Genomic DNA, 13,640 nt, shown 5'->3' on the forward strand with positions numbered 1-13,640 from the left:
GAAGGCTGCGATCTTTTCCGCTCTTGATCCTACAAATATCGCCTCCATTTACCCTATGGACAACGCCCCGACTCTATCCCATGATTTACCCCGCAAAACCCACCCCACGAGAGTAACCACCATGAGCAAAAAGCCATCCAAGCATGGCCCCAACAAGGCCAAGTCCATCGTCGCCCAGCCCCTGTTCCGCAGTCGCCAGGAACGACCCGCCAAGGGCAAAGGCAGCTACCGCCGCGAAGCCTTCCAGTCTGACAACTGGGAGGCTTCTTGCTTTCTGGCCGCTTGAAACACCCGGACAAGCCCTACGCGCCTTTCGCATGTTAAGGTCAGCACCTGATTTGTATTTCTGGACCCGTGCATGCCCTTCTGTCTTTCCCATCGTTGGCCACTGCGCCAAATGATTGTTGCCGCAAGCGTTGTCCTGCTTGTCGCCTGCGCCGAAAAACCTACTGCCGCCGACGCCCAACCGCTCCAGACAGTCCCCACCGTGACCGCTCCGGCGATCGTGCCGCCCGTGGTGCCGACCGGTGAAGACCTGACCATTGCGCCCACCCAGACCTTTGCGCAATGGCAGGCCGGGTTTCGCAAGGAGGCACTGGCTTCTGGGATCCGTGGCGATCTGTTCGATCGTGCGTTTATCGGGGTCAGTCCGGACATGAGCGTGATCAAGGCCGATCGCAGCCAGCCGGAATTCGCCCGCCCCGTGTGGGAATACCTCGATGGCGCGTTGTCGCCACTGCGGGTCAACAAAGGCAAGAGCCTGATCCAACAGAATGCCCAGATCCTGCAAAGCATCGAGCAGCGTTATGGCGTCGATCGCGAGGCGCTGGTGGCGGTGTGGGGCATGGAGAGCAACTTCGGCCAGTTCCAAGGCAGCAAGTCGGTGATCAACTCCCTGGCGACCCTGGCCTACGAAGGACGGCGCCCAGGGTTTGCCCATGCGCAACTGATCGCCGCGCTGCAGATCCTGCAGCAGGGCGATATCTCGCCAGAAAAAATGCTCGGTTCCTGGGCCGGCGCCATGGGCCAGACCCAGTTCATTCCCACCACGTACAATACCCATGCGGTGGATTTCGACGGCGACGGTCGCCGCGATATCTGGGGCAGCTCCACGGACGCCCTGGCCTCGACCGCGCACTACCTGCAAAGCTCCGGCTGGCAACGTGGCCAGCCGTGGGGGGTCGAGGTCGATCTCGCAGAGGGCTTCGACTACACACTGGCCGATGGCACGATCCGCAAGCCCGTCTCCGAATGGATGCGGCTGGGCGTCTCAGAATATGGCAGCTTGCCGATCGCCCCCGATGACAAGCAGCTGTCGGCGTCCCTGCTCCTGCCGGCCGGCCATCGCGGCCCGGCGTTCCTGATCTTTGATAACTTCCGCGCCATCCTCAAGTACAACAACTCATCGTCCTACGCCCTGGCGGTTGGGCTGTTGTCGCAGCGCTTCACCGGTGCCGGGTTGGTCTACGGCCAGTGGCCAAAAGAGGATCTGCCCCTGAGTCGCAGCGAACGCATCGAACTGCAGACCCTGCTGGGCAAGCACAACTACGACGCGGGCAACCCCGACGGCATCATCGGCGCCAACACCCGCAAGGCCATCCGCAGCGCCCAGCAGTCGTTCGGCTGGCCGGCGGACGGGTATCCGACGCACCAGTTGCTGGAGGCGTTGCGTAGCCGCTGAATTGGCGTATGGCGACTACCGCTTTCGCGAGCAAGCTCGCTCCCACAGGTGTTCTCGGTCAACCTGAGGGAGCGAGCTTGCTCGCGATGGCTGAGTTACAGGCGCTACACGACTAGCGACTGACCACCACATCCTGCTCCAGCACCAACCTCTTCTCCCCCGCATCCAACCTCACCAACGCCCCCATGGGCAAGGTGAGGTTCGGATCGCAGTGCCCGCTGCGCCAGCCGGACAGCACCGGGATGCGCAATGGCTCGAAGGTCTGCTTGAGCAATCGGTTCAATGCTTCGATATCGACCCCCGCCACATCCCCAACCAATACGCCGCGTAGCTGGTGCAATGTGCCGGCCAATCGCAGTTGAGTCAGCAGGCGATCGATGCGATACAGCGGTTCGTTGACGTCTTCGATGAACAGGATGACCCCTTCGGCGTCGATTTGATAAGGCGTGCCCATGGTCGCGGCAATCATCGACAAGTTGCCGCCCAGCAGACGTCCGTGGGCGATGCCCGGCTCGACGGTGGTCAATGGGTAGGCGGCGGGATGGTTCAGCGCGCTGCCGGCTTTCAATTGCCCACGCAGCAGGCTGAAAAACGAGGTGACGGTTGGGGGTTGCTTGTCGCCCAGCAGATCGGCGTTGAGCAGCGGGCCGTGAAAGGTCACGAAGCCGGCGTAGCGGCTGATGGCCAGGTGCAGGGCGGTGATGTCGCTGTAGCCTACGAAGGGTTTGGGGTTGCGTCGTAGGAGGTCGAAGTCGATGCGATCCAGCAGGCGGGGGGTGCCGTAGCCGCCGCGTAGGCAGATGATGGTTTTTATTTCTGGGTCGGCGAAGGCGGTGTGGAGGTCGTTGAGCCTTGTCTCGTCGCTGCCGGCCAGGTAGTTGTCCTTTTCGTAGACGCCTGGGAATATTTGCAGCTCATGACCCCTTGCGCGCATCCATTGGATGGCTTTTTCCGTGTCCAGGGGGGCGGGGCCGGCGGGGGCGATCACGGCGATCACGCCTTCCTTTGGGAGTGCCGGGACGGGGTTATGTGGGCTTAGGGTGTGGGTGGCTTCCATGGGTTTCCCGGTACTTATGCGTGTATATCCGTTTCTGCGGTAACGGCTACTTAGGGTTCCGCTCTTACAGCGGGTCACTTTTGGAAAAGCGCCAAAAGTAACCAAAAACGCTTTGCCCCACCACTCGGCACCTCGCTTAGGCTCGGTGTGCCCTCACTCCGGCATTGCTCCGTGGGCCGCCGCGAAGGGCCATCCATGGCCCAGCGCGGCTATCCCGGCATCCATGCCGGGATGCCCACTGCGCAATGCCTGCGTTCGGCCAGCGTGGTTTAACGGGGCGCCCAGATCAAGATCAAGATCCAAAGCAAAGCAAAGCAAAAGCGGGGCATGTCTAGTATCTAGGTGGCTGCGCCACCGCTATCGCGAGCAAGCCCGCTCCCACGGGAGAAACGCGGTCCCACCAAGAACCAGGTCGGCTCTAAGGCCGCCTCGCGGTGGACGTTGATCTGGGGCGCCCCGTTAACCACGATGGCTGAACGCAGGCATTGGTTCGTGGGCAACCCGGCATGGATGCCGGGTTAGCCGCGCTGGGCCATGGATGGCCCTTCGCGGCGGCCCACGAACCAATGCCGGAGTGAAGGCATGCCGAGCCTAGGCGAGGCACCGAGTGGTGGGGCAAAGCGTTTTTGGTTACTTTTGGCGCTTTTCCAAAAGTGACCCGCTGTAAGAGCGGAACCATAAGCCGCCATTACACAAAAAACGGATCTACACACCACCCCAAAAACAAATCAGGACCCGAGCAGCTCAGCCTTGACCAACTTAGCCTGCTCATCCGCATGATACGAAGACCGCACCAAAGGCCCCGAAGCCACGTTCTTGAACCCCATCTTGTACCCCTCCTCAGCAAACCAGGCAAAGGTATCCGGATGCACAAAACGCTGCACCGGCAGGTGGCTACGCGAAGGCTGCAGGTACTGGCCCAGGGTCAGCATATCGATGTCATGCTCACGCATGCGCTTCATGACCTCGATGACTTCCTCGTCAGTTTCCCCCAGGCCCAGCATCAAGCCGGACTTGGTCGGAATGTGCGGCATCATCTGCTTGAAGCGTTGCAGCAAGGTCAACGACCACTGGTAGTCCGAACCCGGGCGCGCGGCCTTGTACAGGCGCGGCACGGTTTCCAGGTTGTGGTTGAACACATCCGGTGGCTCGGCGGCGGTGATTTCCAGGGCGATGTCCATGCGGCCACGGTAATCGGGCACCAGGGTTTCCAGCTGGACGTTCGGCGACAGCTTGCGGATCTCGCGGATGCAGTCGGCAAAGTGCTGGGCACCGCCGTCACGCAAGTCGTCGCGGTCCACCGAGGTGATGACCACGTACTTGAGCTTCAGGTCGGCGATGGCGATGGCCAGGCTTTCCGGCTCGTTGGTGTCCAGCGGCTTCGGACGGCCGTGGCCGACGTCACAGAATGGGCAGCGACGGGTGCAGATGTCGCCCATGATCATGAACGTGGCGGTGCCACCGGAGAAGCACTCGCCCAGGTTCGGGCAGGAGGCTTCTTCGCAGACGCTGTGCAGCTTGTGCTTGCGCAGCAGGGCCTTGATCCGATCGACTTCCGGGGACACCGGGATGCGCACGCGGATCCAGTCAGGCTTCTTCGGCAATTCGGTGGTCGGGATGATCTTGACCGGGATGCGTGCAACCTTCTCGGCGCCGCGCAGCTTGACGCCGGCTTCTACCTTGGCACGTGGGGCCGGACGCTCGGTGACGTCCTGTGTCGGGATAATGGTTTGCACTGCATCAGTAGTCATATCAGTCGATTCCGCCCGTGAGGGTCGTCTGCTCAGCATAGTCGAGGTGTTTGACGAGCTGCGCGCGCAGCCGGGCACTTACCTCGGCAAATTCAATCGATCCTGCATGCTCGCTCAACTGGGTCATCGCCAGTCCCGCGTAGCCACAGGGATTAATCCGTCGAAATGGCGCAAGGTCCATGTCCACGTTCAGCGCCAGGCCATGAAACGAACAGCCGTGGCGGATTCGCAATCCCAATGAGGCGATTTTCGCCCCGTCGACATAGACACCCGGCGCATCGGGCTTGGCCGCCGCCGTCACACCGTAGCTGGCCAGCAGCTCGATCAGGCATGTCTCCATGCGGGTGACCAGCTCGCGCACGCCAAACCCCAGCTTGCGCACATCCAGCAACAGATAGGCAACCAGTTGACCAGGGCCATGGTAGGTCACCTGCCCGCCCCGGTCGACCTTCACCACCGGGATATCCCCCGGCAGCAGCAGGTGCTCGGCCTTGCCGGCCTGGCCCTGGGTGAATACCGGCGGGTGTTCCACCAGCCAGACTTCATCGCCGGCGGTGTTGCCGCGTTCGTTCGTGAAACGTTGCATGGCATGCCAGACCGGCTCGTAAGCCATCGTGCCCAGCTCGCGAAAGCCCAGCGTGCCCGGCATCACAACACCATGTGCACGAAACCGGTCGCGCGCAGCTCGCTGTTGATGTCGTAGAGCTGTTCCTGGCCGGTGGCGATGATGTGCAACTGAATCGTCGTGTACTTGCCGTTGGTACTCTGGCGCTCGGCCAGGGTCTCGTGGTCAACGGTGGCATGTTTTTCAAGGATCGCGATGATCCGGTCCTTGAAACCCACGCCGGTGTCGCCGATTACCTTGATCGGATAATCCGCGCAGGGGAATTCGATCTTTGGCGCTTTTACTTCAGAGTCTGTCATGGGGTAACGGCCTCGTAAGCCGTGGTAACGCACATGGCCCCGCTCCGGATAGGAACGGGGCCATGCAGGTCAACACTTCAATCAGTTGAACAAGCCGTAGAAGAATAGACGGATGCTATCCCACATGCGGCGGAAGATACCACCTTCCTCGACCGCGTCCAGAGCGATCAGGTCGGCGCTGTGCACCACTTTGTCGTCCAGTTTGACTTCGACCTTACCGATCACGTCGCCCTTGGCGATGGGTGCGGTCAGTTGCGGGTTCATGGTCATGCTGGCAGCGAGCTTCTTGAGCTGGCCTTTAGGCAAGGTCAAGGTCAGGTCCTGGGCCAGGCCGGCCTTGACCTGATTGGTGGTGCCTTTCCAGACCTGGGCCTGGGCCAGTTCGGTGCCCTTCTGGTAGAAGGTCTGGGTTTCGAAGAAACGGAAACCGTAGGTCAACAGCTTCTGGGTCTCGGCGGCACGGGCCACTTCGCTGTTGGTACCGAAAACGACGGCGATCAGGCGCATGCCGTCACGGACAGCCGAAGACACCATGCAATAGCCGGCCTCTTCGGTGTGGCCGGTCTTCAGGCCATCGACGGTCTTGTCGCGCCACAGCAGCAGGTTGCGGTTAGGCTGCTTGATACCGTTCCAGAAAAATTCCTTCTGGGAGTAGATGGCGTAGTGCGCCGGGTCTTCATGAATGATTGCCCGGGCCAGGATCGCCATGTCGTGAGCCGACGAATAGTGCTCAGGGTTCGGCAGGCCGGTGGGGTTCATGAAGTGGCTGTTGGTCATGCCCAGGTCGGCCACGGTTTTGTTCATCATGTCGGCGAACGCATCTTCGCTGCCGGCGATGTGCTCGGCCAGGGCGACGCTGGCGTCGTTGCCGGACTGGATGATGATGCCGTGCAGCAGGTCGCTGACGGACACTTGCGAACCGACCTTGATGAACATCCGCGAACCGCCGGTGCGCCAGGCGTTTTCGCTGACGGTCACCGGATCGCTTTCACCGATCTGGCCACGACGGATTTCCAGGGTGGCGATGTAGGCGGTCATCAGCTTGGTCAGGCTGGCCGGTGGCAGGCGCTGGTCACCGTTGTTCTCTACCAGGACCTCGCCGCTGCTGGCATCCATGAGCACAAAGGATTTGGCGGCCAATTGAGGGGGCGCTGGCATCATCTCGACCGCGAACGCGGCCGGTGAGAGAAGCAGCGGGACTAGCAGGCAAAGGCGTTTGGCAAAGGTGGTGATGTTCATCCGTCTCTCGAAATCGCTAATGGGACTGCCCGAAGGCAAACTAAAACAGGCAACCTTCTAACGGGCCGCCGCGTATTTAAGTTGCTCACTCACAACCCTTGCCGGGCTTTTGTTATTCATGGAGCCAACAACCTGACCCGCTCCAACCGCAAGCGGGCCTCAATCAGTTACTCGGCGCTGACCAGGCTCGGCGAACCGAGATTGGCCAGGCGCACGCTGTTCTGCACTTGCTGGACTTCATCCGGAGAACCGATCGGCCCCAGGCGCACCCGATGCAGTGTCTGCTGGTTGCGCACGATCGAGCTGATGAACACCGGGGCGCTCACCATCGAGCTGAGCTTGGACCTCAGCAGCTCGGCAGCGTCCGGGTTGGCGAACGCGCCCACTTGCAGATACTGGCCAGACGCTGTTGCAGAAGCGTTTTTTTTTGTGTCGAGCTGAACGGGCACTACAGCCGCCGCGTGCTGCTGCGCCGGTGGCGTCCACTGCTCGACCCTACCGGTGGACGCCGTCACGGTCGGCGCGGCATTTTGCGCCACTTTCGGCTCGTTGAGCACCAAAGGCGCCGGACGGCCGCGTTGGGCCCACCATTCCTGCGGGTCAATACCTTCGACCTTGACCCGGGCAGTGCCGATTTCAGCGTAACCGAGTTTTTTCGCCGCCGCATACGACAAGTCGATGATGCGGTCGGAATAGAACGGCCCACGGTCATTGACCCGCAGGATCACGCTCTTGTTGTTGTCCAGGTTGGTCACCCGCACATAGCTGGGCAGCGGCAAGGTCTTGTGGGCCGCGCTCATGCCATACAGGTCATACACCTCGCCGTTGGCGGTGTTCTGGCCGTGGAACTTGGTGCCATACCAGGACGCCGTGCCCGAGGCCACGTAGCGCTTGGAGTCGGCCATCGGGAAATAGGTCTTGCCCAGCACCGTGTAGGGGTTGGCCTTGTAGGGCCCGGTGTGCAGGGTCGGCGTGGCGTCGGGAATGCGCGAGACGTCCACGTCCCACCACGGCGCGCCATCCTTGTGGGCGCGGTTGATGTCCAGCCCGGGCGTCGCGCGCACGGCGGTGGAGTTTTTCTGGGCCGGCGCGCGGCTGGTCGAACAACTGACGACCAACAACGACAGCGCGGCCAACGCCACGAGCTTGAGGGACTTGGCTTTCAGGGGTAGATAGGTAGGCATTGCCCGCATTATTTGACGCCCCGTGCTTTGACCAGCTCTTCAGACAGTTGATATACGGCCATGGCGTACATCACGCTGCGGTTATAACGCGTAATCGCGTAGAAATTCTTCAGGCCCATCCAGTACTCGGGGCCTTGTTCGCCTTCCAGGCGTATCGCGGTGACTGGCATGTCGTCACGCAGCGCATCATGACTCGACCAGCCCAACGCCCGCAACTCCCCGACGGTTTTCGTTGGCTCGATGCCCTCGGTCAGGCCCTCGTCCACCTGCTCGCCACGCACGTCGGCCCGGCTGACCACCGGCTGGCCGGCTTCCCAGCCGTGGCGCTTGAAATAGCTGGCAACACTGCCAATGGCATCGGTCGGGTTGGTCCAGATATTGATGTGGCCGTCATCGTCGAAGTCCACCGCGTAGGCGCGAAAACTGCTGGGCATGAATTGCGGCAGGCCCATCGCCCCGGCATAGGAACCCTTGAGGGTCAGCGGGTCGACCTGCTCTTCGCGGGCCAGCAGCAGGAACTCGCGCAGCTCCTTGCGGAAGAATTCGGCGCGCGGCGGGTAATCGAAGCCCAGGGTCGACAGCGCGTCGATCACCCGGAAATTCCCGGTGTTACGGCCAAAGAAGGTCTCGACGCCAATAATGGCCACGATGAACTGGGCCGGCACGCCATATTCCTGCTCGGCACGGACCAGGGCCGCCTCGTGCTGGCGCCAGAAGTCCACGCCCCGGGCGATACGCGCCTCGGTGATGAACATCGGCCGGTACTCGCTCCACTGCTTGACCCGCTCGGCGGGCCGGGAGATGGCGTCAAGGATCGACTGCTTGCGCTCGGCCTCGCGAAACACCCCCATCAACTGCTCACCGGCAAAACCGTAGTCGCGGGTCATCTCACCGACGAATTCGGCCACCTGCGGCGAGCCTTCGTATTCGCCCGCCTGGGCATGCGGCGCACCGCCCAGGAAACCGACCAGGCCGATCCACGGCGCATATCGCGTCGACCAGCCACGCATTGCTTGCATTGAACTCTTCACCTTATTCAAACCTGCGCGATCCACTTGCGATGCGTATGAATCGACATCAAAACCCCAAACGCTGACAGTAGTGTCACCAGCGAAGTTCCTCCGTAGCTAATGAATGGCAACGGCACCCCCACGACCGGTAACAGGCCACTGACCATACCGATGTTGACGAAAACGTAAACAAAAAATGTCATGGTCAGGCTGCCCGCCAGCAACTTGCCGAACAACGTCTGGGCCTGGGCGGTGATCACCAGCCCTCGGCCGATCAGCAGCAAATAGATCAGCAGCAGCACGCAGATGCCCACCAGGCCGAACTCTTCGCCCATCACGGCGATGATGAAATCGGTATGGCTTTCCGGCAAAAAGTCCAGGTGCGACTGGGTGCCCATCAGCCAGCCCTTGCCGAACACCCCGCCGGAGCCGATGGCGGCCTTGGACTGGATGATGTTCCAGCCGGTGCCCAGCGGATCGCTCTCCGGGTCAAGGAAGGTCAGCACCCGCTGCTTCTGGTAGTCGTGCATCACGAAGTACCACATGGCCACCGATACCGGCACGGCAGCGGCGATGACACTGAGGATCCAGCGCCAGCGCAGCCCGCCCATGAACAGCACGAAGGCACCGCCGGCCAGGATCAGCAGCGAGGTGCCGAGGTCCGGCTGGCGGACGATCAGGATGAAGGGGATGCCGATCAGCAACAGGCTGATGCACACATGCTTGAGCTGCGGCGGCAGGGAACGCTTGGACAGGTACCAGGCGATGGTCGCCGGCATGATGATCTTGAGGAATTCCGAAGGCTGGAAGCGGATCACCCCGGGGATGTTGATCCAGCGGGTAGCGCCCATGGCGTTGTGGCCCATCACGTCCACCACCACCAGCAAGCAGACCCCCACCACGTACGCCAGTGGCACCCAGCGCGCCATGAAGCGCGGCTCGAGCTGGGCGATGATGACCATCGACACCAGGCCGATGCCAAACGAGGTGGCCTGCTTGGCCAGCAGGTCCCAGTTCTTGCCACTGGCCGAATACAGCACGAACAGGCTGCCTGCGGCGAGGGTCAGGAGCAGGATCAGCAACGGGCCATCGATGTGCATGCGCTGCAGCAGGGTGGCACGGCGGCGCATCACATCCTCGCTGGAGAGGATCCGGTCGAAATTATTCTTCACGGGCCGTAGCCTCCGCGCTGATGGGGCTTGCGAATTCGGGCTTGAGCTGGCCGTGCTCATCCAACAGCCAGGCGTCCATGACCTGGCGCACCACCGGCGCGGCGACGCCGGAACCGGACTCACCGTTCTCGACCATCACCGCCACGACGATCTTGGGGTTTTCGGCCGGCGCAAAACCGACGAACAAGGCGTGGTCGCGGTGGCGTTCCTGGACCTTGGAGCGGTCGTACCTCTCGCCCTGCTTGATGGCGACGACCTGGGCCGTACCGCTCTTGCCGGCAATACGGTACTGCGCGCCGATGGCCGCCTTGCGAGCGGTGCCCCGGGCACCATGCATCACTTGCTGCATGCCGTTGTTGACCTTCTGCCAGTCCGACGGATTGCGCAGGATGATGTCCGGCATCGGGTTCGGGTCCACCGGTTTCTGGCCTTCGATGGTCCTGGCCAGGTGCGGGCGATACCACTTGCCCTTGCTGGCCACCAACGCCGTGGCCTGGGCCAGCTGCAAGGGCGTGGCCTGCATGTAGCCCTGGCCGATCCCCAGGATCAGGGTTTCGCCAGGGAACCACGCCTGGCGCCGGGTGGCGCGCTTCCATTCCCGGGACGGCATCAGCCCGGGCGATTCTTCGAACATGTCCAGGGAGACCTTCTGCCCCAGACCAAACTTGTTCATGTAGGTCGACAACCGATCGATCCCCAGCTTGTGGGCCAGGTCATAGAAGTAGGTGTCGTTGGACCGCATGATGGCCGTTTCCAGGTCCACATAACCGTCGCCGGTGCGGTTCCAGTTGCGGTACTTGTGGTCGTAGTTCGGCAGTTGGTAATAACCGGGGTCGTAGACCCGGCTGGAAGCGGTGATCACACCCGAGTCCAATCCGGCAATCGCCACGGCCGGCTTGATGGTCGATCCCGGCGGATAGAGGCCGCGCAGCACGCGGTTAAACAGTGGCCGGTCGATGGAATCGCGCAATTCGGCGTAGGCCTTGAAGCTGATGCCAGTGACGAACAGGTTCGGGTCGAAACTCGGCTGGCTGACCATCGCCAGCACCTCGCCGGTGTTGGGGTCCAGCGCCACCACCGCGCCGCGCCGGCCGCCCAGCGCCGCTTCGGCGGCCTCTTGCAGCTTGATGTCCAGGCTCAGGACGATGTCCTTGCCGGGGATCGGGTCGGTACGCTTGAGCACTCGCAATACGCGGCCGCGGGCGTTGGTCTCGACTTCTTCGTACCCCACCTGGCCATGCAGCTCGGGCTCGTAGAAGCGCTCGATGCCGGTCTTGCCGATATGGTGGGTACCGCTGTAATTGACAGGATCTAGGGTCTTGAGCTCTTTCTCGTTGATCCGCCCCATATAGCCGACCGAGTGGGCAAAGTGCGCCCCCTCGGGATAATGCCGCACCAACTGCGCCACCACCTCGACGCCCGGCAGGCGGAACTGGTTCACCGCGATCAGGGCGATCTGCTCTTCAGTCAGCTCGAACAGAATCGGCACCGGCTCGAACGGGCGCCGGCCCTGGCGCATGCGCTTCTCGAAGATCGCCCGGTCCTCGGGCGTCAGTTGCAGCACTTCGACGATCACGTCGAGCACATGCCGCCAGTCGCCGGAGCGCTCGCGGGTCATGCTCAGGCTGAAGCTGGGCCGGTTATCCGCCACCACCACGCCATTGCGGTCGAAGATCAACCCGCGGGTCGGCGGAATCGGCTGCACATGCACCCGGTTGTTTTCCGACAGGGTCGAGTGGTACTCGTACTGGATCACCTGGAGAAAATACAAGCGCGCAATCAGCACGCCGATCAGCGTCACCACGGCAATGGCGCCGAACACGACACGGCCCCGCACCAGGCGGGCGTCTTTTTCGTGGTCCTTGATGCGGATCGGCTGGGGCATGGGGCAAGATTACTTGTGGTAAGGGTGCCCGGACAGGACTGTCCAGGCACGATACAGCTGTTCGCCGATCAATATCCGCACCAGCGGGTGCGGCAACGTCAACGGCGACAATGACCAGCGCTGATCGGCCCGGGCGCAGACTTCAGGCGCCAGCCCTTCCGGGCCACCGACCATGAAATTGACCGTGCGCGAATCCAGCCGCCAGCGATCGAGCTCTACCGCCAGTTGCTCGGTGCTCCAGGGCTTGCCGTGGACTTCGAGGGTGACGATGCGCTCGTTCGGCCCGACCTTGGCCAGCATGGCTTCGCCTTCCTGGCGGATGAAGCGCGCCACGTCGGCGTTCTTGCCACGGGTGTTGAGCGGAATTTCCACCAGTTCCAGGGCCAGCTCGGACGGAAGACGCTTGGCATATTCATGCCAACCTTCTTCCACCCACTTGGGCATGCGAGAACCGACGGCGATCAGGCGCAGTCGCACAGCGGTCCCTTATTGCTGGTCTTTGTTGAGCTTGGTGAAGTGCTCATGGGGGTTTTCCGGGCTGTGGTGCGCGGCGCTGGCCGAACGGCTCTGCTCGGCACCGGCCCACAGGCGCTCCAGGTCATAGAACTGGCGCGCCGAGGCGGTCATCATGTGCACGATGACGTCGTCCATGTCCAGCAGGACCCAGTCGCTGTCACCCTTGCCTTCTTCACCCAGCGGCTTGACGCCTTGGGCCTTGACCGCTTCGCGGACCTTGTCCAGCATCGCGCCGATCTGGCGGTTGGACGTACCGGTGGCGATGATCATGTAGTCCGTGATGCTCTGCTTTTCACGAACGTCGATCACCTGGATGTCCTGGGCCTTGACGTCTTCCAGGGCCGCCACGGCCACCTTGACCAGCTCTTCGCCGACCAGTGCCACGCCAGTGTGGGCCTCTACCGGCAGCGGGGCGCTTTTGAACGTGCCTTTGCGCTTTACTTTGTTTACGTCTTTGTCAGTCATATAAAACTCGTTTTGCTCGTATGTTCGGGCGCTTCGCTACACGCATTCACGTGCCTTGAAGCGCGCCTTTTTCAGTTCGACGCACGGTAAAGCCCGTGCGCATCGATGTAGGCCAGGACCGCGTCGGGCACCAGGAAACGTACCGACTTACCGCTGGCCAGCAGTTGACGGATCTGGGTGGCGGATACCGCGAGCGGCGTCTGCCAGACGAATGCAATCTGTCCGCTCGGCCCTTTCAGGGCCAGCGGGTCGCTCACCGAGCGTGCCGCCAGCAGGTTGCGCAAGGCATCCGGCGGCTCGCTGTCGGCATCCGGGCGTTGCAGCACCAGGATGTGGCAATGCTGGAGCAACTCTTCCCAGCGATGCCAAGTGGGCAGGCCGCAAAATGCGTCCCAGCCCAGAAGCAGAAAAACCTGGGCATCAGCGGCCAGTTCGGCGCGCATCAGCTCCAGGGTATCAATGGTGTAGGACGGTTTGTCCCGCTGCAATTCGCGGGCGTCCACCACCAGCGGCGCCACACCGGCCACCGCGCACTCGACCATCGCCAGGCGGTCCTGCGCCGACACCTGCGGCGTATCCCGATGAGGTGGCCGGGCGCTGGGCGTCAGGCGTAGCTCATCGAGGGCCAGGGCGTCGGCGACTTCCAGCGCACCGCGCAAATGGCCGATGTGCACCGGGTCGAACGTGCCGCCCAGGATACCGATGCGCCGGGGCGGGGCTGTCGTCACTGCGGCTGACGGGTCAAGGTCGCCCAAG

Annotated in this window: 14 protein-coding genes; 2 read left to right on the top strand and 12 right to left on the bottom strand. The window is 62.3% G+C overall.

All coding sequences use genetic code 11. The annotated features are described in order from the left end of the window. The first annotated feature begins 121 nt into the window (after positions 1–121). Together arfA and GFU70_RS25005 are read left to right on the top strand one after the other, a co-directional pair. Entirely contained in the window at positions 122–286 is a 165-nt protein-coding gene (arfA, locus tag GFU70_RS25000) for an alternative ribosome rescue factor ArfA (protein WP_003205882.1), read from the top strand. Positions 287–358: 72 nt separating this feature from the next. Continuing rightward, a complete protein-coding gene (locus GFU70_RS25005; protein ID WP_058546727.1) occupies positions 359–1,681 on the top strand; it encodes a lytic murein transglycosylase in 1,323 nt (440 codons plus the stop codon). Positions 1,682–1,793: 112 nt separating this feature from the next. Here GFU70_RS25005 and GFU70_RS25010 read toward each other — a convergent pair whose 3' ends face one another. From GFU70_RS25010 to nadD, 12 genes are all read right to left on the bottom strand, one after another. Further along, positions 1,794–2,738: a S66 peptidase family protein gene (locus tag GFU70_RS25010; RefSeq protein WP_153388947.1), complete on the bottom strand. Its 945-nt coding sequence runs from the start codon at positions 2,736–2,738 to the stop codon at positions 1,794–1,796. 728 nt (positions 2,739–3,466) lie between these two features. Continuing rightward, positions 3,467–4,489: a lipoyl synthase gene (gene lipA / locus GFU70_RS25015; RefSeq protein WP_003205886.1), complete on the bottom strand. Its 1,023-nt coding sequence runs from the start codon at positions 4,487–4,489 to the stop codon at positions 3,467–3,469. A 1-nt stretch (position 4,490) separates the two neighbouring features. Further along, positions 4,491–5,138: a lipoyl(octanoyl) transferase LipB gene (gene lipB / locus GFU70_RS25020; protein ID WP_058543154.1), complete on the bottom strand. Its 648-nt coding sequence runs from the start codon at positions 5,136–5,138 to the stop codon at positions 4,491–4,493. Continuing rightward, positions 5,138–5,413, bottom strand: coding sequence for a DUF493 domain-containing protein (locus tag GFU70_RS25025; protein ID WP_058543153.1), 276 nt, complete (start codon positions 5,411–5,413; stop codon positions 5,138–5,140). Before GFU70_RS25025 ends, lipB begins: the two co-directional genes overlap by 1 nt. Positions 5,414–5,494: 81 nt before the next feature. After that, positions 5,495–6,652 carry a D-alanyl-D-alanine carboxypeptidase family protein gene (locus GFU70_RS25030; RefSeq protein WP_058543152.1) on the bottom strand — a complete coding sequence of 386 codons (1,158 nt, stop codon included), beginning with the start codon at positions 6,650–6,652 and terminating at the stop codon, positions 5,495–5,497. A gap of 167 nt (positions 6,653–6,819) precedes the next feature. Continuing rightward, positions 6,820–7,845, bottom strand: coding sequence for a septal ring lytic transglycosylase RlpA family protein (locus GFU70_RS25035; protein ID WP_058543151.1), 1,026 nt, complete (start codon positions 7,843–7,845; stop codon positions 6,820–6,822). After that, a complete protein-coding gene (mltB, locus tag GFU70_RS25040) occupies positions 7,845–8,855 on the bottom strand; it encodes a lytic murein transglycosylase B (RefSeq protein ID WP_058543150.1) in 1,011 nt (336 codons plus the stop codon). Before mltB ends, GFU70_RS25035 begins: the two co-directional genes overlap by 1 nt. A 17-nt stretch (positions 8,856–8,872) precedes the next feature. After that, positions 8,873–9,976, bottom strand: a complete 1,104-nt coding sequence (gene rodA / locus GFU70_RS25045; protein WP_058543149.1) for a rod shape-determining protein RodA — start codon at positions 9,974–9,976, stop codon at positions 8,873–8,875. Positions 9,977–10,007: 31 nt separating this feature from the next. After that, a complete protein-coding gene (gene mrdA, locus GFU70_RS25050; RefSeq protein ID WP_153388948.1) occupies positions 10,008–11,903 on the bottom strand; it encodes a penicillin-binding protein 2 in 1,896 nt (631 codons plus the stop codon). 9 nt (positions 11,904–11,912) lie between these two features. Next, positions 11,913–12,380 carry a 23S rRNA (pseudouridine(1915)-N(3))-methyltransferase RlmH gene (rlmH, locus tag GFU70_RS25055; RefSeq protein WP_003185785.1) on the bottom strand — a complete coding sequence of 156 codons (468 nt, stop codon included), beginning with the start codon at positions 12,378–12,380 and terminating at the stop codon, positions 11,913–11,915. A 9-nt stretch (positions 12,381–12,389) separates the two neighbouring features. After that, complete coding sequence (gene rsfS, locus GFU70_RS25060) at positions 12,390–12,884, bottom strand: ribosome silencing factor (protein ID WP_058543147.1); 495 nt, start codon at positions 12,882–12,884, stop codon at positions 12,390–12,392. A gap of 71 nt (positions 12,885–12,955) precedes the next feature. Then, positions 12,956–13,639 (bottom strand): nicotinate-nucleotide adenylyltransferase, encoded by a 684-nt coding sequence (gene nadD, locus GFU70_RS25065; RefSeq protein WP_153388949.1) that lies wholly within the window; start codon positions 13,637–13,639, stop codon positions 12,956–12,958. Position 13,640 lies beyond the last annotated feature (1 nt).

The sequence above is a fragment of the Pseudomonas brassicacearum genome (genome assembly GCF_009601685.2).
GTDB lineage: Bacteria > Pseudomonadota > Gammaproteobacteria > Pseudomonadales > Pseudomonadaceae > Aquipseudomonas > Aquipseudomonas kilonensis_B.